The organism is Legionella maceachernii (assembly GCF_900167045.1).
In the GTDB taxonomy this organism is placed as follows: Bacteria; Pseudomonadota; Gammaproteobacteria; order Legionellales; family Legionellaceae; genus Tatlockia; species Tatlockia maceachernii.
In genome coordinates, this window is record NZ_FUXJ01000018.1 from 15,937 (window position 1) to 38,158 (window position 22,222).

A 22,222-nucleotide genomic window follows, 5' to 3' on the forward strand; every position below is an offset into this window, starting at 1 on the left:
AGGACTTATTGAGCAGTTACTTTTCCAGGCATAACCCCTTAATTATTAATTAAAAATCCTTTTAGTCTCTCTTTTCTCCAAGTAGAATAATCACCATTAACTTGTTGTAATTTCCTGACCTACTCTTATAGTATGTTGATGTCGGCTTTACCATTTTAATATTGGTCATAAATCCGTCATTTCGAGTGTCAGCGACAACCCGGCATAGGATATGACAAAGGGTTGCTTCACTTCGTTCGCAATGACCAGAATTATTCCGTTTTAAATAATGATCAACGTCGACTTAAGGGAATATTTGAAAACGTTTTTTAGTTTTAACAATCAAGGAATTGGCTTATGCGGTTGATTATTAAGATATTTGTTTGCTTAAGCATAGGCTTATTAATATCTTGTAATATCGCTTTATCTCCGCAAGCTCAGCTTAAGCATTTACGAGCCACACCTAATATGGACCCGGCTATTAATAAGATTTTAGCGGAGACAAAACTCTTCTCGCAGGGCAATTGGCCAGACAAAAGATGGTGGCGAATCTTCCATTCGCCGGAGTTAAATCAGTTAATCGAAGAAGCGTTAGCCAATAATCCTTCTCTTCAAGAAATCAGAAGTCGTATTACTGCAGCCAAAGAAGAGGCGATCGTGACTCGATCCCTTCTCTTCCCGCTGGTGTTTTTTGATGCGAGCTTGACGCGTCAATACCTAAGTAAAAATGGTTTATATCGTGCCTTCAATCATAAACTCGCCCGCAACGCAACCCTTATCGACTTAACTTTATCCTTTACTTATGAATTCGATTTTTGGGGCAAAAATCGCAATCTTTTTCACGCAGCAATTGGTGAAGCACTTGCCACCGAAGCGGAAGCGGCTCAAGTAGCCTTAATTACTACCACAGCCATTACCCAAATTTATGTGGCTTACAAAACCAATTTGCTAAGAAAGCAACTTTATGAGCAATTAGTTAATGTCCGTTATCATCTGGCGCAATTACAAAATTTTGTTTCTGTCAAAGGGCTCGCTTCGAGTTTACCTACCTTTTCAGCCAATGAAAGTCTGTTTGAAGCAAAGCAATTGCTTTCTAGCATCAACAATGAGCTAATGACCAATAAGCACCTCCTTAATATCTTGGCTGGGCGCAATCCTAATACGCCCTTACCAACGAGTTCTCCACTTCCGAAGTTGCCTCATGCGCTGATTCTTCCTAAAACATTATCCATTGACCTTATTGCCCGAAGACCCGATTTAATGGCTCAAATTTGGCGGGCTAAAGCCTTGGCTTATCGAACAAGCGCCGCTATGGCTGAATTCTATCCAGATTTTAATATCGCTGGCTTTATCGGTTTAGAAAGCACTAAATGGAGAAAGTTTTTAGACATCTCTAGTGGTAAGGCAGGTATCATACCTGCGGTTCATTTACCCATTTTCACCGCTGGGGCGATTGCCGCTAATGTTCGAGCAACGAAAGCAGAATTCGATGCAGCCATCTATGCCTACAATAATTTACTGCTAAGGAGCACACAAGAAGTACTCGATGTGTTAGCGTTTGCTCAGGATGTGTATGAGCAGAAAAAAGAGCAAGTAAAGATTGTTAATTATGCCGAGCAGCGTTATAACTTAACTTATTTGCGACAGCAAAAAGGCCTCGACAGTGACTTCGAGCTCTATAGCATCAAGGAAGAAGTGATTGAAAGAAAACTTGTCAATATTACCTTGCTATATAACCAATATTTAGCGGCAGTAAAATTGATTAAAGCCTTGGGAGGTGGCTACTGTCAAACTGAGGTTCCATTGGCGAAGAAGACATGAAAAAAAAATCAGCATCCTTTGTATTCGCAATCCTAGTCCTCTGTTTATTCACCATCTTTTTTTTATATTGGTTTTTTATTTGGCGATTTCAAGCCTATACTAATGATGCTTATGTGCAAGGCAACCAAGTCTATATAAAATCTTTGCGTAAAGGGTTTGTGACCGCTGTCTACACTGATGACAGCTATCTCGTCAAAAAAGGACAACTCATCGTTGCCCTCAATGAAACTGACTCTTTAATTGCTCTTGAAAAAGCAAAAAAGAAACTTGCTCAAACAGTGCGCGATGTATGCCAAGCTTTTCACGATGTTTTTATTCTCGCAGCAGAAATTGAAGTGAAAGAAGCGGAGCTTTTAAAAGCCCAGCAAAATTTTAAACACCGCTATGATGTGATTGGCGCCAGAGGAGTATCTTTGGAAGATTATCAACATGCTGTGGATGATTTAAGGGCGAGCAAAGCTTCATTAAAAAGCACTAAAAGCAATTATCAGAAAATGCTTGCATTTGTCCAAGGGACTTCCATTGCTGAACACCCCTGGGTACAAGCTGCAGCGCAAGAAGTACGCGACACTTGGGTGCAACTTTATCGTTGTAAAATTTACGCTCCCGTTGAAGGCCTTGTCGCTCAACGTACAATCCAAGTAGGCATGTGGATTTCACCTAATGAACCGCTGATGTCAATCATTCCACTGGATCAAATTTGGGTCAATGCCAATTTTAAAGAAACACAACTGAAAAAAATGCGTATCGGCCAAAGAGTCCGATTTACTTCGGATTTGTATGGTCGCGATGTGGTCTTTCACGGGAAAATTGTCGGTTTACCTGGGGGCGCGGGGAATGCTTTTTCATTACTCCCCCCCGAAAACCTCTCTGGGAACTGGATCAAAATCGTACAGCGCTTGCCTGTACGAGTAGCCCTAAATCGTGAGGAACTCAAAAAACATCCCTTGCGCATAGGTCTCTCTCTTGAAGTGACGGCGGATCTTAGCAATCAAAACGGACCACTCGTACCGACGACTTTCTTAAATTCACCGCATTATTCCACTGATATTTTCCAATTCGAAGAGCAAGGGAATAAAGAACTTATCGCCAATATTATCAACAGCAATTTGGATCCTAATTTAAAAAAATACGCCAGGACGCCTCTTACACTTAGCGACATTGCCATCCAAGGAAAACTTCTCGAAGAAACCCATAGCGATCTAAAAAAAACCATTGAAGACAGCACTTATAAAAAAGCATCCATGAAAAAACAAGCCTCGGCTCATAGCATATTTAAAAATGGAAAAACTGCAAAGCAAACTTGCAATAGGAAAGTCAAAAAATGATTCTCTATGTGCTTATTCTAGCGCTTGCCGCTGTGGTTTTTAATCTTACCTTGCCCATTATGGCAGGGCTTTATATTGTGAGCGACTTAGGAGGCAGCTCTTACCTTACTTCCTATGCAGTCAGTTTTTTCTGCATAGGAAATATATTAGGAGTACCCCTGGGGAAACCCTCATCCACCGGATTAAGAGCAATTCCTCTTTTCCTTTTATGCTTAACGTTAATGTGTATTTTCTCTTGGTGCTGTGCAATGTCCACCAATTATTTTGAGTTCATCTTATTTCGTTTTTTAGAAGGAGTTGCTTCAGGACCACTCTTTATTCTTATTCCTTACACCCTTATTCCCCGCCTGGCCTCTGAAAAAGATAAATCCCTTATCTTATCGCTTTTATTGATCAGTTTTACTCTAGCACCTGTACTTGCCGCTTCTTATGGGGGTTGGATAGCTTATTATCATAATTGGCGCATTCTTTTCCTTTCCAATATTCCTCTATGCCTTTTTTTAATTATTTCGGTTAGCTATGCCTATAGAAAACACCATCGACCCGCAGATAAAGTACATTTTGATGCAATGGGTTATTTCTTCTATTCCATCAGTATTATTTTTATTGGCACTGCTTTAACCATCAGCCAGGAACTGGACTGGTTTCGCTCCTCTCTCATTACCTTTTTACTGATAGCAGGAAGCATAAGCCTGGTTTTTTTTATTCTACACAGTTTGTCATCCCCCTTTCCCATTCTTGATCTTCGATTGCTTAAGCATTTATATTTTTCGCTTGCGATGTTAAATGTGTCTCTACTTTTCGCCATTTATTTCGGAATGGTCATTTTATTGGGACTATGGCTAAAGCTCTATGTCAATTACACGCCTAATTGGATTGCTCTCATTATTGGGACCATGGCATTAGGCGCCTGGATTCCAATCGCTTTCAGTCGCCTGCGCTATGATCCTCGCTTACCCTTAACAGTGTCCTTAGTATTTTTTGCAATTTCTAGCTTTTATACCACTTACTTCAATGTGGACATTAATTTTGACCGCATTGCGTTTTCTCGAATTTTAGCTGGAGTCGGGCTTGCTTTATTCTTAGCGCCACTTTTTCGTTTATCCACGCAAACACCCCCTCCAGAAAAATTGCCTGAGGCGCTCTGTTTTTTCCATGTATCAAGACTGCTGGGAAGTGGCTTAGGGGTTTCCTTGTTCCTGATCTTATGGCATCGCAGGCAAGTGTTTTATCACGAGCGTTTGGGGAGCAATTTAACGGCTTTCTCTCAATTAACTAATCAATTTTTCGAGCGCGCAAAATTTTTTAATATTCAAGGCAAACAGGCTTTAGCCCAATTGGATGTTTACTTAGAGAGGCAAGCCACCGCTTTGGCTCTGGATGATTGCTTTTTTCTAATGGGCTGGATTTTAGTTGCTTTACTTATCCTCTTGTCGCTCACTTTTTTCTTTCCTGATCCCGTTTTGCACGACACAAAAGAGCCTTCTGAGGAAAAACAAGAAACGAATTTACCTCCAAAGATGGCTTAACTTAATTCCCTGAATTAAGAAAATTAAGTCGTAAAAGTCCCACCGGCGAATTCTCTTACCTGTAGGGGCTGAAATTGCCAACATTTTTACAAGGAGTTTACCTGCTTTCGCAATAATGAAAGGCTCGCCTTGCCCTGCTTCTTCTATGGGCAAATTTGTTGTAGCTTCGTGAATATTTACTTTTGCATCTCATTATTACCTAAATTTACTTAGTTTAGCTTTTTAAATCATTTGATGTGTGTATCAAACATTATTAATGGTTGGAATATTGGAATTGTCACTTGCGCAAAACCAAATTCAATTGCATGATGGTAAGATGGCTACAATACTAATCTCCATGGAGTAGAAGATTAGCTGTGGAACAATTAAACCGACTAAAATCAAAATCTGAACCTACTTTAACTGTTCTCATTTTTGTTACTATCGCTATAGGCATTGTCTCGGGTTTGGCAGGAATGTTTTTAGCGTTATTGCTGCACCACATTCAGCATGTTGCATACGGTTACAGCCACACTTTAGCCCATCCTGAAAATTTTCTGCAAGGAGTTAGTGCATCGTCTATACAGAGACGAATTTTTGTACTGACTTTCTGTGGTTTTCTTGCAGGCTTCGGGTGGTGGGCGATTTATCGCTATGGTAAACCATTAATCAGCATCGCTAATGCAATTAAATCCGATAAGCCGCACATGCCTATTGGTACGACCATTCTCAATGCCTTACTCCAGATCATTACGGTTGCATTAGGCTCTCCTTTAGGACGTGAAGTCGCGCCACGTGAAGTTGGCTCTGCTTTTGCCTGTTGGCTTTGTGCAAAAACAGGTTTAAGCACCAAGGATTCTCAAATCATGGTGGCTTGCGGTTCAGGGGCAGGATTAGCTGCAGTGTATAATGTGCCACTTGGCGGGGTAGTTTTTATCTTAGAAATCTTACTTTGTACTCTCAGTTGGTCAGCAGTCATCCCAGCGCTTTGCACCTGTTCAATTGCAACTGCTGTTTCTTGGATTGGTTTAGGCAATGCCCCCCAATACCATATCCCTAATTATCCGCTTAGCGCCTCTTTAATCTTATGGTCAATCCTTGTGGGCCCTATTTTTGGTGTTGCCGCTTTTCGTTTTCATCAGATTACGACTGCAGCACGACAATCAGCCCCACGCAATTGGCGGGTTTTAATTTTATGTATCCTTAATTTTATTGTAATAGGTCTTTTGTCCGTTTATTTCCCACAACTTTTAGGCAATGGAAAAGGTCCTATTCAACTTGGTTTTACCGATGATTTAGGCGTTGATCTAGCCATCCGATTACTCATCCTTAGAGTACTCATCGTTTGGAGTTCCTTGCAAGTGGGTGCACAAGGTGGATTGCTCACCCCTTCCCTGGCCAATGGGGTATTATTAGCAATTGCACTTGGCGGCGTATGGTCTATCGCTTGGCCAGGCACGCATGCAGGGGCTTTTGCTGTGGTTGGAGCTGCGGCGTTTCTTGGCGCAGCACAGAAAATGCCCATTACTGCGATTGTGCTTACAGCGGAATTCACAGGAATCAATTTTAATTTTCTTGTACCCATATTATTTGCTGTTACTGGCTCAGTGAGTACTTTTCGTTTTTATGCCAATCGACAAGCTAACATTAATCCTAACCAACGAATTTCCATCCCTTAAAATTAGAGAGTCTCTCTTTCTTTAACAACCTTCCAGTGCTTTCCTTCGGTTAAGCGTGCAATCATCATACTCGCGACACAATCACCAGTCACATTCAACAGGGTTGCTAAAGGATCGATAATGATACTGATTGCAGCAATTGCAATTAAAACGGAAGGAGGGAAACCGTAAACGGTTAAAATCAACAATTCACCCAGCATACCGCCACTAGGAATGGCCCCCATTACCGTACCCACAAGCAAAGACACACCGAGTGCTGCAAATAAGACAAACGTCCCGCTGAAATCCAAATGAAAAATACCGAATAAGAACGCTATCTTAAAGATACCCCCAATGACTGAGCCGTCTTTATGAATCATAGCGCCAAGTGGAACGACGGTTTCACACACGGCAGGAGGAACACGCATTTTTTTAGTGGCTAACAAATTAGCAGGGATACTTGCAGCGCTGCTGCAAGTGGCGATAGAAGTGACCATGGGTAAAAATACATTTTTCCAAAATAATTTTACTCCTTGTGTTTTATCTGCCAGATACGCGTATACAGTGAACGCGAAAATAAAATAAACAATCGCAGAAAGGTAATAAATAGCCGCAATGCGAAGGTAAGTTTCTATTAATTGCGGACCTAGCTCACTCACTAAAACCGCAAAATAAGCAAAAAAACCAATCGGCGCGTAATACATAATTAAAGAAAAAACACGCAAAAAAACCGCTTCTCCTGCTTGCAAGAAAACAGCGAATTTTTTCCCTGTTTCGTTTGCATTAGCTGTGGCAACCCCAACGAGTAGTGAAAATACAATCAAAGCCAACATATTTTTGTGTGATAGTAAATGAATGAAGTCAGGAACAGAGAAAATTGCTACAATCTGGCTAGACAAAGTGGGTGGCGACGGGCTTTCGGTTTGAGCGAGCTGTAAATAAACACCTTGTGCTGGAGGGAAAAATTTTACAACGAACAGTGCGTAAACCGCTGCCACAACTCCAGTGAACAAGAAAACCAGAGCCATGTAGCCCATAATCTTACCTAATTTACCTAATGAATCAGTACGAGCAATTGCCGAAGACACCGAGAAAAAAATTAATGGAACAATGGCCGTGAACAATATATTAAGAAAAATTTCACCAAGGAATTTTAAATGACGCGCATTGGGCCCTAATAGATAACCTGCAAAGCCACCCAATGCAATAGAGGAAATCAGGAGAATTGGAAAAGCGTAAGATTTAATGGTTTTATAGTGAGTCACTTGCCCGGTTCCTATGAATACACAGCTATCGATTTACATAACAGAATTTATGAGAAAAGTCACTTTGATTTAACCCTATGAGATGACCCATGCAAGAAAAAATCGCTGCCGTTTATGTTGTAAAACCTGAGTTTCTATCGAATTTATGCCAAGAGCTAGGACAGGGTTCTAAAGTCATTGACGACCTTGTTTTTTGCCCGTCTAAAAAAATTGACGCTTGTTTCGCTCAAGATATCTGGTTCGATCCCCAAATTGTTACTTTTCAGTCGATTTCAGCCGCCGCTAAGATTTTGCGGCAGGCAGGGAAATTCTGGTACATGCACCCTATTGCTCAAATAAGACGCTCGCGTTTAATTCAAGACCAACTACGATCATGCCCTTCACTTGAACGACCTTTTCCGGTTAACGAAGCACTCCCTTCGATAGGCTGTTTCAGCCTTTTGGATCACAATACACTCGTATACAGTGTAAACCGCTGGAAAAAATGGCCAGATGGGATTTGTCATTTTATCGAAGATAAAATAAATCCTCCTAATCGCGCTTATTTAAAATTGTGGGAAGCCTTCACCCTTCTAGAAAAATGGCCTACAACCGGGGAAACGGTGCTGGATCTAGGTGCATCACCGGGTGGCTGGACTTATGTGGCTCAAACCTTAGGAGCAACAGTCACTGCAGTGGATAAAGCCCCCCTGGATGAAAAAATAGCGAAACTTCCCCGCGTCAGTTGCCTGCAACAAAGCGCTTTTGCAATAGACCCCGTTAAGTTGGATCAATCCTATGATTGGGTTTTATCTGATGTCATTTGTTATCCAGCACGAGCTTACAATCTTATTATGAAATGGATTACTTCAGACAAAGCAAAACATCTAATTTTTACAATAAAATTTCAAGGCCAAGTCGATTCATCGGTCCTTGAGCCTTTTCAAGCCATACCCAATTCTCGCATTATAAACCTGTATTATAACAAGCACGAAGCCACGTTTTTTTATCCATGGCCTCACATTAGGGAGTAAGATATGAAAAAGCCAGTATGTGTCGTAGTAGGGGTTGGTCCAGGTAATGGGGCAGCTTTTGCCTCGCGTTTTGTCAAAGAAGGCTATCAAGTTGCATTATTAGCGCGCAAGAAGGACTTTACTGCGGATCTCGCTCAGGAACTGGGCCACGCACAAGCGTATGCGTGTGACGTGAGCGATATACAGTCGGTTCAACATGTCTTTAAGCAAATTAGTAACGAATTAGGCGAAATTGCAGTGGTTATTTATAACGCCGGTTCTGGGGTTTGGGGGAACATTGAAGAAATTACTCCTGAGGCTTTCGAAATGAATTGGCGTATTAATGCCTTCGGCTTATTTGCCGTTAGCCAAGCTGTCATTCCTGAGATGAAACAAAGAGGGCAGGGCAACATTATTATTATTGGTGCGACCGCCTCAAGACGAGGTGGCATTACCACTGCAGCCTTCGCTCCTGCGAAAGCAGCACAACGCAATCTTGCTGAATCGATGGCAAAATACCTATGGCCTCAGGGGATTCATGTTGCTCTAATCATTATTGATGGGGTCGTTGATCTCCCTAGAGCCCGTGAATACATGCCGGATAAACCCGATTCCTTTTTTGTTAAACCCGATGATGTAGCCCATACTGCCTTTTGGCTCACCCAACAACCCTCTTCCGCCTGGTCTTTTGAGGTAGAAGCCCGCCCCTTTTCAGAAAAATGGTAAGTAAGATTCACAAGGTACTGAAGCAATAAATGCAGGTTGAGTCAAGGCCCAACCCTGCATTGCATTATGGCTGAAATAACAAAAAACAATCAAAAAGCCTTAAAATAAGACATGGCTTGTAAACAAGTACGAGTCTTTTTTAACCCTTTTATCCCGCAAAGTAACCTATTGTTAATTAAGTTTTTTCCTTCATTCATTTTTTTAACCAAACCGCGGAAAACTGGCGTCATTCGAAAAACAGGTTGAATTAAATTTAAACCTATGTACAATTTTCCCCGGTTATGAAGCGAATAATAATTTATATAATAACTGGCCTAGCTTGCCTTGCCTTCAGTTTTTTTGGGCTTCCGCACCTTAAAAAGGTTCAGAAACCGATAAGCGATGCAAGGAAAGAAATGGGACAAACTGAAGTCGCAAAAAAGAGTTCAGTTGAGACTCTACCAAAAGCGAATAAAGCCGAATTGACGCAAATCGTTTCGACTACCGTTGCCACATTCAAAGAAAAAGCCGCTAAAGAAGGTTCAGCGAAGGTTCTCTTGGCTGCCAATGCGTCTGCACACCTCATGAAAGCACAAGTTAAAACACCCCCAAAAGGGTTGGCTAAAGCTAAAACGCCCATAAAAAAAGAATCTAACAACAGCAATGCAACTAAAAAAGTAACCATTAAAAATATCACGTTAAAAAAAGTACCTTTCGAGCAATTGCCTGGCTGGAATGAATCGGGCGTCAAACAGTCCTTAATCGCATTCCAGCGTTCATGTAAGGTTTTTTTAAAAACGAAACCTTCTCGTCCTGTTGGCTCTCAGCTTATCAAACTTAAAGCACAAGACTGGCTTCCTGCTTGTAACCAAGCTTTGACCATAAGCAACATTTCGGAAGAGAATGCAAAAGCATTTTTTGAAAAATGGTTTTATCCCTTAGAGTTAGTAAAACACAAGCCCGTTAAGGGTTTGTTTACTGGCTACTATATGCCGTTAGTAAAAGGTAATTTAACTCGGACGAAAAAATACAATACGCCCATTTATGGATTACCAACGCATTTAAAATGGAGCTCTTACAACCGTCGCTCAATTGACAAAGGGATACTTCAAAAGAAAGCACCTGTTATCGCTTGGATTCACAGTCCTGTGGATCGATTATTCCTTGAAACTGAAGGGTCAGGGGTAATAAAGCTTACCAGCGGTAAGAAATTATATTTAGGGTACGCCGGAGAGAATGGAGCTCATTACACCTCTATTAGCAGCCTCCTGATTAAAAGGGGCGTCATGACGAAACATACTGCATCTAAGCAAGCAATACAACGCTATTTTAGCCACCATCCTTCGAAAATGGATTCGTTTTTGCAGCAAAATAAATCGTTTGTCTTCTTTGAAAATCTTAAAAAACCCGCTGCGATTGGTGCGCATGATATTGCATTAACTCCTGGTTATTCATTAGCTATTGATAAAAGATGGATCCCTCTTGGATCACCCTTATGGTTGAGCACCAAAAAACCTCATATCCAAGATAATAAGCTCAAGCGATTTCACCGTTTGATGATTGCCCAAGACACAGGCGGTGCCATCCGTGGATTAGTGCGCGGTGACGTCTATTGGGGGGCTGGCAAAAAGGCGAGTTTTCTGGGTGAAAACATGAAGAATGAAGGTCGTTATTGGTTATTTTTGCCCAAACATATTTTTGATAGACTTACTGGCAGTATCAACAAAGTCTTTTAACTTCCGACTTTATTAAGCTTAATCAGCAGATGAGTAAATCCTAATTATAGTCATGCTCTCTTTTGCTGTGTTACGCTACCCTTTATCGACACACTTCCCGTGAGAGTAGATCCATGAAAATAGCTGTCTGCAGTGATGAATTTTATCCAGTCAACGAGTTTGTTGTCCAGGAGTTGCAGCGCATGGGGCATGAGGTCATGCAATTTGGTGCCATAAAATCGCATCAGAATGAATCATGGACACAAGCCACACAAGCAGCCGCCGAGTCCATTCGGCGGGGAGACTGCGAGGAAGGTATTTTTTTCTGTTGGACGGGCACTGGCGCTTCCATTGCTGCCAACAAAGTGCCAGGAATTAGAGCAGCACTTTGTACGGATGCGCAAACGGCAGCAGGAGCGCGATTATGGAATCGAGCTAATGTGTTAACTTTGTCCAACCGTCTTCTCACTCAAGATTTGGCGAAAGAAATTTTAGCAGCCTGGTTTAATACCGCCATGAATGAGCAGAGTGAAGCAGCAGCTGAAGAAATTAAGGCCATTGAACACTGTTACAATAAAATCTAGGCATCTTTGGAATAAGTGAGCCCTCTTCCGGTCCGCGGCCTGTTCGCGGGATCCAGCGAGGGTGAGTTTCCTAGGTCCCGCAGATAAGCCGGCGCATCGAAGGTTAGGCGCTGAGCGATTACACTTTTGGGCTCGCTTTTGGGGCATTGGGTTGGGTATTCATGGTTTCAATGATCTTAATATCATCGACAAAACATTTGGTTTCACCACGCCAAGGGAGTACGAATTCTTCACAATGATAGGTGAGAATCACATGATCATTGTTCTGCATTGCTAATTCCGCTTTTTTGACGAGAGCCGATTTGAATTGGCCTAAAGTAAAATGAAATTCCCGACCCGTCGCTCCACTGGCATTTTCAAGACCACCGCGAATCAACTCTCCTTCATAGGTTCCCCAAAATTTCCCTTCTTTGGCTACTTTAACAATGATCCCTGATTTTTGTCCGGATTTAACCGTCCAACAACCAGCTAATAGGCATGTGCTCAAAATAAGCAACGACAGTAATAATTTTTTATTCATTTCTAACCCCTTTGTGGCAGTGTCTTTGCCTTAATTGGTTTTTCTTACTTTCAGTGTAAATGATTCTCTAAATTTTCTCCAAAACCTCTTGAAGATGCTTTACTGCTTCCACTTGCATCTCTAACGCTTGTTTTGGCGCATTGGCAAAAGGGACGATTGCCCTCTTAAAACCATGCTTAGCGGCTTCCCGTAACCGCTCTTGACCACTTTGCACCGGGCGAATTTCTCCAGCCAAGCCAATTTCTCCAAAAATAATGGTTTCTCGATCAAAAACACGATTGCGAAGACTTGAAACCACCGCAGCAATGAGCGCTAGGTCACTTCCTGTTTCCGTCACTTTAACGCCGCCTACGACATTAATAAACACATCCTGATCAAAAGTGGCGATACCACCATGGCGATGCAACACAGCGAGTAAAATCGCAAGGCGATTATGCTCAAGACCGGCTGAAACGCGTTTTGGCTGTTGTCCATGCGCCTCATCCACTAGAGCCTGCACTTCAACCAGCATTGGACGTGATCCTTCCCATGTGACCATAACAGCTGAGCCTGGCGTGCTTTCAGGTTGACGCGATAAAAAAATGGCGGAAGGATTAGCCACTTCTTTTAAACCCCGATCGGTCATGGCAAAAACACCCAGTTCATTGACCGCGCCAAAACGATTTTTTATCGCCCGAATGACGCGAAAACGGCTGTCACTTTGCCCTTCAAAATACAAGACACTATCCACCATGTGCTCAAGCACTCTCGGCCCAGCTAAAGCACCTTCCTTAGTAACATGACCCACGAGGAATACTGCAGTCTGTGTCATTTTGGCAAAGCGCACTAACTGCGCTGCGGACTCACGTACTTGCCCAACGCCACCTGGAGCAGAACTTAAAGTCTCAGTAAAAATGGTTTGGATGGAATCAATCACCATGATCCGGGGCGCTTCTTTTTGTGCGTGGGCGATGATGGCTTCAACCTGAGTTTCAGCGAGTAGGCGCAAACCGCCTATAGGTAATTGCAAACGATTTGCGCGCATGGCCACCTGCTGCAAAGATTCTTCACCCGTGACATAAAGCACCTTTTGCCCTTGGGATAAATTAGCCAATGTTTGCAGCAATAAAGTCGATTTCCCAATACCGGGGTCTCCACCAATTAACACCACCGAGCCATCAACTAGTCCGCCCCCTAAAACCCGGTTGAGCTCAGAGAGCCCACAGTCCATGCGAGCTACTTTGTCCAGGATTACATCGGCCACCGCAGTGATTTCTGAGCGTTGATTGGCATAGTGACCGACACGGGTACTCCGTCCTGCTGCTCTGTTTTCTTCACTGATTGAATTCCACCCGCCACATTGATTACATTGACCGGCCCATTGAGAAAAAACCGCGGCGCATTGATTACAGACGAATTGTGTTTTGGTTTTCATTTAACTTAAACTTTAAGTCGGCAAAAGCTGAGATTAGGTGGAAGAATTAGCCTTGTCAATAAAGGATTTTTCGCGTTAGTCCTAAACGTTGTCTGATGAAATTATATTCCTTGTGAAACACCTCATGCGGACATAAAATCCAGTATGACCCTTATTGTTTGAGACAATTCAATGTCTACTAATAAAAAAATTTTTCAATGGGCTGTGGTTGGTGCAGGTCCTGCAGGAATAGCCGCGGTCGGGAAATTATTAGATCATCACATCGCACCCACTGATATTTTATGGATTGATCCTCATTTTAAAGTTGGTGATTTAGGGCAATTATGGCGTCATGTTTCAAGTAACACCATTGTCAAACGGTTCGTTGACTTTTTGCATGCTGCAGATTCCTTTGGCTACAAGCAGGCTCCCATCGATTTTCAATTAAACCATCTCCCTCCTGATCATACTTGCGTATTAAGCAAGATTGTTGAGCCTTTAGAGTGGATAACTGATCACTTAAGCAAACAAGTAACCAGCGAAAAAACCATGATTCATGCCATGGAATTGAAAGAACGCACTTGGACTTTGTCCTCAGACACGCAAAATTATCGCGCTAAAAATGTAATTTTGGCCACAGGCGCAGTACCCTCCAACTTAAGTTATCCTGGTGTGGAAGTCGTGCCTTTTGAAATTGCCATCGACCAAGCGCGGCTAACGCAATTTGTTGACAAAAACCATACTTACGGTGTTTTTGGTTCATCGCATTCCGCCATGATCATTATCCGCTATTTGGTCGAATTAAGGGTTAAAAAAATTATTAATTTCTATCGCTCCCCCTGCCGTTACGCAATTGATATGGGCGATTGGATTTTATTCGATAATACGGGCCTTAAAGGGCAAACAGCCGCTTGGGCTAGAGAAAATATTGATGGCGTTTTACCCTCTAACCTTGTCCGTTATACGACAAGTGAACATCACATTGCCCGTTTTTTACCCGAATGCAATAAAGTGATTTATGCGGTAGGCTTTGAAAAACGCACTAACATTACCATCGATGATTATCAACAGGCAGACTACAACCCTCATGTTGGGATTATAGGTCCTGGACTATTCGGTTTAGGAATCGCCTACCCTGAGAAAAGAGCAGATCCGTATGGCAGTTTTGAGTGGCAAGTGGGCTTATGGAAATTTATGGTTTATTTGAATAGAGTGATGCCAGTTTGGTTTAAATATCCCACTTAATTGGTTTCATTAAACAAGACAGTAATAGAGATAATGAAGTATACTCTGACAATTCTAAAATTTTAGATAATGCTATGACTAAACCAATCCATTTTGAAAAATCCATGACCGAGCTTGAAGAAATCGTCATGCAATTGGAAAAAGGAGAATTATCATTAGAAGATTCTCTGAAACAATTTGAGAAAGGAATTACTCTAGCCCGTAAATGCCAAGAGGTATTACAACAAGCCGAGCAAAAAATTGAGATACTTACTACCTCAACCACCTCTGTAAGCAGCGAAACCCTCAATGATTAATCAAACCATTAGCAATTATCTAGTCCGTCATGAAGCAGTGCTACAACGTTTAGTGGCTGACACAGAAATACCAGCCGAGCGCATCAGAAGTGCGATGCTTTATTCGCTCTTTCCTGGCGGTAAAAGGCTTCGCCCTTTATTAATTTATTTATGCGGAGAAATTCTCGACACCCAACCCGATTGTCTTGATATTATTGCGGCGGCAGTCGAGTTAACGCATTGCTATTCGCTGATTCACGATGATTTACCCGCCATGGACAATGATGATTTACGCCGCGGAAAACCCAGTTGCCATAAAGCCTTCGATGAAGCCACGGCGATATTGGTGGGAGATGGTATGCAAGCCTTAGCGATTGATATGCTTCTCTCTTATTTGCCCAAGTCTTTAAACCCATTGCAAGTGATTGAAATCGCAAGAGAACTGGTTGTTGCGAGTGGGCCAGCGGGTATGGTCAGTGGCCAAAGCCTCGATCTTTCCGAATTAGCCAATGCAGCAATTACTGAATCGCAATTACATCTTATCCATTCCTTGAAAACGGAGCGCTTGATCTCTGCTTGCATTAACATGGTCATTGCGGCAAGTCATTCTACCGAGCGCGAGGCGACAGCCTTACGTGACTTTGCTAAGCACTTAGGTTTCGTTTTTCAAATTCAAGATGATTATTTGGATCACTACGCTAAAACGGATTTGCTCGGCAAAGGAAGAGCCTCCGATCAAGCAAATCAAAAAATAACTTTTGCAAGCCTCTACAGCAAAGAGGAATTGCGTGATTTAATTGATACCCATTTTCAATTCGCAAAGGATGCCCTAATCCCCTTAGGCGAAAAAGCAGAGGATTTATTAGCACTTACTGATTACTTACATCAACGTAATAATCATTAGAAATTCAAAATCGGGATCGTTGTAGCCCACTAGTTCTAAATTAAATGACAATGAGGTCAATGCAACATGTTGGAGTTAGCGAATTTATTCTCAAGTAAATCAATGGATTACAACTATTTTCTTCATCCAGACAGAACAATGAATTTCATTTATGCATTATGCTTGTTCTTTATTGGGTATTTCATTGCTAAACGACTTAGCAATATCACTGAGCATACGCTTGCAAAACGATTCTCCCGCCATCAAACCATGTTAGCCAGCCGCTCTGTCTTTTATATTATTTTTATCATTTTTTGTGTAACGGGTTTACAGCATTTGGGCTTTAAATTGAGTGTCCTTTTGGGTGCCGCCGGTGTGTTTACGGTAGCCATCAGTTTTGCATCGCAGACAGCTGCTTCTAATTTAATCAGTGGTATTTTTTTATTATTTGAGCATCCTTTCAAAGTGGGCGATACCGTCGAAGTGAAAGGTATTAATGGTGTGGTTGATTCCATCGATTTGCTTTCAACGAAATTAAAAACCCCTGACAACAAATTGGTACGTATTCCCAACGAGGCAATGATCAAATCAGAAATTATTAATTTAAGTTATTTCTCAACGCGGCGTCTCGACTTGCTTGTTTCGATTGCTTACAGTTGTGATTTTGCTCAGGTAAAAACCATCCTATTAAATATTGCCGAGGATTGCGAGCACGTTTTAAAAGATCCAGCTCCTATCGTCACTATTAATCACTTTGCTAATGCCGCTGTAGAACTTAAATTCATGGTTTGGGTCAATACTGCAGATGTCTCAACCACACGCAATATTTTGCAAGAAACGATTAAGCAGCAATTCGATCGTGAGGGCATAGAAACGCCTTTACCTCAAGTAACCGTTCAACGGATATAAAAATGGATCCAATTACACATGGTGCTTTGGGTGCCGCCTGCGCACAAGCACTCTTACATAATAAAGATAAACGGAATGCCTGGATAGTCGGGGGCTTAGCGGCCATGGCGCCTGATCTCGATATTCTCATTAGCTCTCAATCGGATCCGATGTTATCGCTGCTCTATCATCGCAATTTTACGCATTCGTTTATCTTCATTCCTATTGGAGGGTTATTCGTTGCTCTTGCGTTGCGGCTATTTAAACGATTTCGCAGGCATTGGCGATTCACGCTATTCGCTGCCCTCATTGGTTACGCAACTCATGGCTTGCTCGATGCATGCACCAGTTATGGGACAATGCTATTTTGGCCTTTTTCGGATCGGCGAATCAGCTGGGATATCGTTTCGATCATTGATCCTGTCGTTACGATTCCTTTAGTCCTAGGTGTTGCTTGGACTGTTATCCATGATGATCGCCGAGGTGTATTTTATACCCTAATTTTTGTAGGCTTATTTTTTCTCTTTAATACCTTTCAGCATTACCGTGCGATCACTAAAATGCAAACTTATTTAGAACAACAACATTTTCAAATAAAAAGATTGCGAGCATTTCCTTACCTTGAAAGCTCAACGCTCTGGCGAGTGACTGCAGAAATTGATAGCCATCTTTATACTGCCGATGTGGAGACTTCGCTTACTCAACCAAGCCGATTAAAGCTAGTGGGTGCTTTTCCTTTATTTCTCCCTTCCCACTTACCGCAATCGGTTAGAGAATCGACAAGCCAAATGCGGGATTTTACTATTTTCAACTGGTTTTGCGATGGTTATGTTATCTTGGCACAGCAACAACCCCTCAGACTAGCTGATGGACGTTATCTTTTTAATGAGAATCCTACGGTGTCCTTATGGGGTATTGAGTTTTTACCTGGTGCCCGGCACGTGACTCCACTAAGTCTTATCCCATTGGAAGCAACAAAATGACAGTAGCTCTACTCGCGACAGGCGATGAAATTATTCACGGCGATACCCTCAACACCAATAGTCATAATCTAGCCTCTGCCTTAAGTTCTGAAGGTCTACCTCTTGGGCTACAACTTGCCTGCAGTGATAAAGAGAAAGAACTTTACGATTGTCTTTCCTTCCTTGCTTTAACGCACGATATTATCCTCGTTACTGGAGGGCTCGGCCCCACTTCTGATGATCGTACCCGCTTTGCTTTAGGACGCTTTCTTAAGACAGATTTAGTGGAATTCCCCGAAGCAATTCAACATATTCAAACCCGATTAGGTTTAGCTGAAAAAGAATTAAATCCTGGTAATCGCCAACAAGCCCTATTCCCCGCGAATGCCACCATTCTTCCTAATCCGCATGGTACCGCTCTGGGGTGCTATTATTCTCAAGGCAATAAGTTATTCATTTTATTGCCCGGTCCCCCCCGCGAATGTCTGCCTATGTTTAATCACCATGTTTTACCTTTGCTACAGCAAAGAACCCACAGCGATAAGCAAATTATCAAATGGCGCTTATTTGGTGTTGCAGAAAGCCAAATTGCTCAACAAATAGACGAAGCATTAGCAGGCATTGATTGCAAAACAGGCTATCGCCTTGAAACACCCTATGTAGAATGTAAAGTCCGCTGCAAAAGCCCTCTCCTGCATACTGTGAAGTCTATTGTTGAATCCATTGCAGCGCCTTACCTTATTGCCACCCCAGAGCAGAAAGCCTCAGAACTTCTTTATGAAACCATTCTTAAACTCAAAGTTCCTATCTCCATTGTGGATGAAGCAACGGGAGGAATTTTGCAAACCTTGATCCAACAGCCCAGCAGTTATCCTTGGCTGAAGTTTTATCCGGATAAAAAAGCTGAACTTCGTTTCCATTTACGAGGACTTAAAGAATATTGGTCAGGTGAAGGGAAAAAGGGCAAAACACAAGTATCGATTGAATACCACAATGCAAAAATGAATGGCAAAGAAACGCATGAAATCCCTTATCGCAGCCCTCTTGTCATTCATTATGCTGCGGAATGGTTAAGCTTCCGCCTCTTTCATCTCATCAATCAACTGCATCAATGAATAACACAATTGTTGTGTACCCTCACCGGTCAACGCAGAAACCGTAAATACCTTGTCCGGCCACTTAAGGCCATCCACGATGGTCTGTATTGCCTTCTGCTTTGCCTCTTCATCAGGAAGCATGTCAATTTTGTTTAAAACTAACCAACGAGGCTTGTTAACAAGCTCGGGATCATAGAGTTCAAGCTCATTGATAATTGCTTTAGCCGAATCGACTGGGTCAGTATTATCCAGCGGGCATACATCAATCACATGCAGTAATATGCATGTTCGAGATAAATGTTTTAAAAAACGATGGCCAAGACCAGCACCACTGGCCGCGCCTTCAATTAGACCAGGGATATCCGCCATGACAAAACTTTTATGGGTTGAAACACTGACCACTCCTAAACCTGGATGGAGTGTGGTAAAAGGATAATCAGCCACTTTGGGTTTAGCACTGGAAACAGCACGAATCAAAGTCGATTTTCCAGCATTCGGCAAACCAAGTAGCCCCACATCAGCCAAGACTCTTAATTCAAGGCGCAAATGTCGAGCTTCCCCTGGGGTTCCAGGTGTTGTTTGCCGCGGAGCGCGATTTACACTGCTTTTATAGCGCGTGTTACCTAACCCATGAAAACCACCCTGAGCGACCAATAAACGTTCTCCCGCATGATTCACATCACCAAGCAACTCCCCTGTATCGACATCGTAAACCATGGTGCCAACGGGAACTTGGATAATTAAATCATCTCCTTTTTTACCGGTGCAATTTCCCCCCATGCCTGGTTGACCATTTTCTGCTTTGTAATGACGTTGGTAGCGAAAATCGACTAAAGTGTTTAAATCCGAACTCCCTTCGAGAAACACACTACCTCCATCACCACCATCCCCTCCATCAGGTCCGCCGCGTGGCACAAATTTCTCGCGCCTAAAGCTCAAGCAACCGTGACCACCATTGCCCGCTTCCACTTTAATGAGTGCTTCATCGACGAATTTCATGAGTCATACCAAAAAAAAGCCCCGAGTATCGGGGCTACTATATAAATATTTATTCTAAATCTCCAGTAGAGCAGGGTGTTTAACCCAACCCACGAGGAAGTGATTAGCTTTCTACTGCAGTAACCGTAATGTATTTGCGGTTTTTAGCGCCCTTGATTGTGAATTTAACCATTCCACTCACCAAAGCATACAAGGTGTGATCGCGACCGCAACCTACGCCTTCACCGGCATGAAAACGCGTGCCACGTTGACGAACAAGGATTTCACCTGCATTAACCATTTGACCACCATAGCGCTTAACGCCAAGGTACTTAGGATTCGAGTCGCGGCCATTACGAGTACTACCGCCTGCTTTCTTATGAGCCATTTCTTTCCCCCCTTACTTACTGATCGCAGTAATTTTTACTTGAGTATAGTATTGTCGATGACCCATTTGTTTCATGTGGTGCTTACGACGACGAAATTTAATGATTTTAATCTTTTTATGGCGGCCGTGAGCAAGCACTTCTGCTTTAACTGCAGCTTTTTCAACGAGTGGGCTGCCTAAAGTAACCTTATCGCCATCAGCAAGCATGAGGACTTCAGAGAAATTGATTTCATTACCAACGTCATCGGACATCAATTCTATTTTAATGACATCACCTTCTTTTACACGGTATTGTTTACCGCCTGCCTTAATTACAGCATACATAGCTCTTCTCCAACTCGCCTGAATGGCTTCTACGAATTCAATAAAGTGGCATATTCTATGAAATTACACCAATGACTTCAAGTTGATTTTAAAATATTGTATACTGCGCCACCCTTCCTATATTAGGCATCTTTGTTCTGGTCGCGGGCAAAGTAAGGGTTTTTATTAATTATGGAGACTAGTGATGTCAACAATCGTTTTAGAAGCTGAAGCAAGAAAAGACATGGGGAAAGGTGCGAGCCGCCGCCTACGTCGTCTTGAAAATAAAATACCTGCTGTTTTATATGGCGGTGATAAAAAGCCCCAATCAATTCATTTATCACACAATAAAGTGCTAAAAGCACTAGAAAGCGAAAGCATTTATTCCAGTGTTTTTGATTTGCACATTGGTGGTAAAGTTGAGCATGTTATTCTCAAAGATTTGCAACGTCATCCGTACAAACCTATCGTCATGCATATGGATCTACAGCGTGTAGGGGCAAAGGACATATTAGTAAAACACGTTCCTCTTCATTTCATTAATGAACAAACGGCCAAAGGCGTTAAAGCGGGTGGCATCATCACTCACACCATGAATCAAGTCGAAGTGCGCTGTCGAGCGAAAGATTTACCTGAGTTTATCGAAGTCGATATGGCTGACGTCGAGTTAGATGACATTGTCCATCTTTCTAATCTTAAATTGCCTAAAGGCGTACAATTAACCATTGATGTGAAAGATGGAAGCCATGACTTACCAGTTGTCAGTATTCATGCTCCTAAAGTAAGTGTGGTTGAAGAAGAAACTCCTGCTGTTTCTGCTGCAGAAGCTGAAGCTCCTGTCGTTGAGGAAAAAGAAGAAAAAAGCGAAGAATAAGCACTCATTTGAGGGTTTTTCTTTATTTTTGCTATTCAGTACGAGCTTGCCATTCCCGCACAGTCGAGAATCACTGAAAACCGAAAGAGCAATTTTCGTTAAAAGTAGATTCCAACTGCCCGGGAATGACATACCCTCTAGGGAATGCAGACAGATCCGCAATAACAATGACTAAGAAACTCCTTTATGGCAATTAAACTTATCATCGGGCTACGCAATCCTGGCTCTGCTTATGAACACACAAGGCATAATGCAGGTGGATGGTTTGTAGAAATGCTAACTCAACGCCATAATGCCTTGTTTAAAGTAGAAAAAAAATTACATGCTGAGTTAGCTCAATTTACGGTAAATCATTCGCCGTGCAAAACCATACTCCCGTTAACTTTTATGAATCATAGCGGGTTACCGACTCGTGAAACCAGTCAATTTTACCGTATCACCCCCGAAGAAATCCTCGTTGTGCATGATGAGCTTGATCTTCCTCCTGGACGAATAAAACTTAAAACGGGTGGTGGACACGGTGGACATAATGGCCTTAGAGATATCATTGCTCAATTAGGCAGCTCCGATTTTCATCGCTTACGTATTGGAATTGGTCATCCAGGCCACAAAGACTTAGTTTTAAACTTTGTATTAGGGAAACCTTCGCAACAAGACAGACAGTTAATGTATGATGCAATAGAACGGGGCGTTGCCATTATTCCCACCTTGTTGACCGGAAATATTGCTGGAGCTATGAATTCATTAAATGGTTAAATGAGGAAATTAATTAACGTAGTAAAGGCGTAGTCTGTGGGGTTTTAGCCCAATAGACAAAATCGCACAATGTCTAAAATGGTTGAGCTAAAGCCTAACCGACAA

22 protein-coding genes are annotated in these 22,222 nt (G+C 42.2%); 16 read left to right on the forward strand and 6 right to left on the reverse strand.

All coding sequences use genetic code 11. The annotated features are described in order from the left end of the window. The first annotated feature begins 336 nt into the window (after positions 1–336). The 4 genes from B5D33_RS13585 (at position 337) to B5D33_RS13600 (ending at position 6,315) form a co-directional block, all read left to right on the forward strand. Positions 337–1,800 (forward strand): efflux transporter outer membrane subunit, encoded by a 1,464-nt coding sequence (locus tag B5D33_RS13585; RefSeq protein ID WP_058450861.1) that lies wholly within the window; start codon positions 337–339, stop codon positions 1,798–1,800. Further along, entirely contained in the window at positions 1,797–3,128 is a 1,332-nt protein-coding gene (locus B5D33_RS13590) for an HlyD/EmrA/EmrK family protein (RefSeq protein WP_078767469.1), read from the forward strand. Before B5D33_RS13585 ends, B5D33_RS13590 begins: the two co-directional genes overlap by 4 nt. Next, on the forward strand, positions 3,125–4,657 hold the full coding sequence (locus B5D33_RS13595; protein WP_058450862.1) for an MFS transporter: 1,533 nt from the start codon (positions 3,125–3,127) through the stop codon (positions 4,655–4,657). The genes B5D33_RS13590 and B5D33_RS13595 overlap by 4 nt, the downstream gene beginning before the upstream one ends. A 356-nt stretch (positions 4,658–5,013) precedes the next feature. Next, entirely contained in the window at positions 5,014–6,315 is a 1,302-nt protein-coding gene (locus B5D33_RS13600) for a chloride channel protein (protein WP_174223983.1), read from the forward strand. Positions 6,316–6,317: 2 nt separating this feature from the next. On the opposite strand, the gene B5D33_RS13605 is transcribed toward B5D33_RS13600, so the two are convergent. After that, positions 6,318–7,559, reverse strand: a complete 1,242-nt coding sequence (locus B5D33_RS13605) for a dicarboxylate/amino acid:cation symporter (protein WP_058450863.1) — start codon at positions 7,557–7,559, stop codon at positions 6,318–6,320. Positions 7,560–7,648: 89 nt separating this feature from the next. Here B5D33_RS13605 and B5D33_RS13610 point away from each other — a divergent pair, with 89 nt between their 5' ends. The 4 genes from B5D33_RS13610 to B5D33_RS13625 all read left to right on the forward strand — a co-directional run bounded on the left by B5D33_RS13610 (position 7,649) and on the right by B5D33_RS13625 (position 11,555). Continuing rightward, the gene (locus B5D33_RS13610) at positions 7,649–8,572 is read left to right on the forward strand and encodes an SAM-dependent methyltransferase (protein ID WP_058450864.1); all 924 of its coding nucleotides are present in this window, start codon (positions 7,649–7,651) and stop codon (positions 8,570–8,572) included. 3 nt (positions 8,573–8,575) lie between these two features. Beyond that, complete coding sequence (locus tag B5D33_RS13615) at positions 8,576–9,277, forward strand: SDR family NAD(P)-dependent oxidoreductase (RefSeq protein WP_058450865.1); 702 nt, start codon at positions 8,576–8,578, stop codon at positions 9,275–9,277. 395 nt (positions 9,278–9,672) lie between these two features. Further along, positions 9,673–10,992, forward strand: a complete 1,320-nt coding sequence (gene mltA, locus B5D33_RS13620; protein ID WP_078767470.1) for a murein transglycosylase A — start codon at positions 9,673–9,675, stop codon at positions 10,990–10,992. A 113-nt stretch (positions 10,993–11,105) separates the two neighbouring features. Next, positions 11,106–11,555, forward strand: a complete 450-nt coding sequence (locus tag B5D33_RS13625; protein ID WP_058450866.1) for an RpiB/LacA/LacB family sugar-phosphate isomerase — start codon at positions 11,106–11,108, stop codon at positions 11,553–11,555. A gap of 118 nt (positions 11,556–11,673) precedes the next feature. On the opposite strand, the gene B5D33_RS13630 is transcribed toward B5D33_RS13625, so the two are convergent. Next, entirely contained in the window at positions 11,674–12,075 is a 402-nt protein-coding gene (locus tag B5D33_RS13630) for a hypothetical protein (RefSeq protein ID WP_058450867.1), read from the reverse strand. Positions 12,076–12,142: 67 nt separating this feature from the next. Then, a complete protein-coding gene (radA, locus tag B5D33_RS13635; RefSeq protein ID WP_058450868.1) occupies positions 12,143–13,489 on the reverse strand; it encodes a DNA repair protein RadA in 1,347 nt (448 codons plus the stop codon). A 171-nt stretch (positions 13,490–13,660) separates the two neighbouring features. Between radA and B5D33_RS13640 the strand changes: the two genes are divergently transcribed. The 6 genes from B5D33_RS13640 (at position 13,661) to B5D33_RS13665 (ending at position 18,836) form a co-directional block, all read left to right on the forward strand. After that, a complete protein-coding gene (locus B5D33_RS13640) occupies positions 13,661–14,713 on the forward strand; it encodes an FAD-dependent oxidoreductase (RefSeq protein WP_058450869.1) in 1,053 nt (350 codons plus the stop codon). A 74-nt stretch (positions 14,714–14,787) separates the two neighbouring features. Next, positions 14,788–15,009, forward strand: a complete 222-nt coding sequence (locus tag B5D33_RS13645; RefSeq protein ID WP_058450870.1) for an exodeoxyribonuclease VII small subunit — start codon at positions 14,788–14,790, stop codon at positions 15,007–15,009. After that, on the forward strand, positions 15,002–15,892 hold the full coding sequence (locus tag B5D33_RS13650; protein ID WP_058450871.1) for a polyprenyl synthetase family protein: 891 nt from the start codon (positions 15,002–15,004) through the stop codon (positions 15,890–15,892). The genes B5D33_RS13645 and B5D33_RS13650 overlap by 8 nt, the downstream gene beginning before the upstream one ends. A gap of 66 nt (positions 15,893–15,958) precedes the next feature. After that, positions 15,959–16,780, forward strand: coding sequence for a mechanosensitive ion channel family protein (locus B5D33_RS13655; RefSeq protein WP_234802515.1), 822 nt, complete (start codon positions 15,959–15,961; stop codon positions 16,778–16,780). 2 nt (positions 16,781–16,782) lie between these two features. Then, entirely contained in the window at positions 16,783–17,742 is a 960-nt protein-coding gene (locus tag B5D33_RS13660) for a metal-dependent hydrolase (RefSeq protein ID WP_058450872.1), read from the forward strand. Further along, positions 17,739–18,836, forward strand: a complete 1,098-nt coding sequence (locus B5D33_RS13665; RefSeq protein ID WP_058450873.1) for a competence/damage-inducible protein A — start codon at positions 17,739–17,741, stop codon at positions 18,834–18,836. The genes B5D33_RS13660 and B5D33_RS13665 overlap by 4 nt, the downstream gene beginning before the upstream one ends. On the opposite strand, the gene cgtA is transcribed toward B5D33_RS13665, so the two are convergent. The 3 genes from cgtA to rplU form a co-directional block, all read right to left on the reverse strand. Continuing rightward, positions 18,792–19,817: an Obg family GTPase CgtA gene (cgtA, locus tag B5D33_RS13670; protein ID WP_058450874.1), complete on the reverse strand. Its 1,026-nt coding sequence runs from the start codon at positions 19,815–19,817 to the stop codon at positions 18,792–18,794. The two genes, B5D33_RS13665 and cgtA, sit on opposite strands and share 45 nt — an antisense overlap. A gap of 103 nt (positions 19,818–19,920) precedes the next feature. Then, entirely contained in the window at positions 19,921–20,184 is a 264-nt protein-coding gene (rpmA, locus tag B5D33_RS13675) for a 50S ribosomal protein L27 (protein ID WP_058450875.1), read from the reverse strand. A 12-nt stretch (positions 20,185–20,196) separates the two neighbouring features. Next, the gene (gene rplU, locus B5D33_RS13680; RefSeq protein ID WP_058450876.1) at positions 20,197–20,508 is read right to left on the reverse strand and encodes a 50S ribosomal protein L21; all 312 of its coding nucleotides are present in this window, start codon (positions 20,506–20,508) and stop codon (positions 20,197–20,199) included. A 184-nt stretch (positions 20,509–20,692) separates the two neighbouring features. Between rplU and B5D33_RS13685 the strand changes: the two genes are divergently transcribed. Both B5D33_RS13685 and pth read left to right on the forward strand, forming a co-directional pair. Further along, the gene (locus tag B5D33_RS13685; protein WP_058450877.1) at positions 20,693–21,361 is read left to right on the forward strand and encodes a 50S ribosomal protein L25/general stress protein Ctc; all 669 of its coding nucleotides are present in this window, start codon (positions 20,693–20,695) and stop codon (positions 21,359–21,361) included. 186 nt (positions 21,362–21,547) lie between these two features. Further along, positions 21,548–22,117, forward strand: a complete 570-nt coding sequence (gene pth / locus B5D33_RS13690) for an aminoacyl-tRNA hydrolase (protein WP_058450878.1) — start codon at positions 21,548–21,550, stop codon at positions 22,115–22,117. Positions 22,118–22,222: the final 105 nt, after the last annotated feature.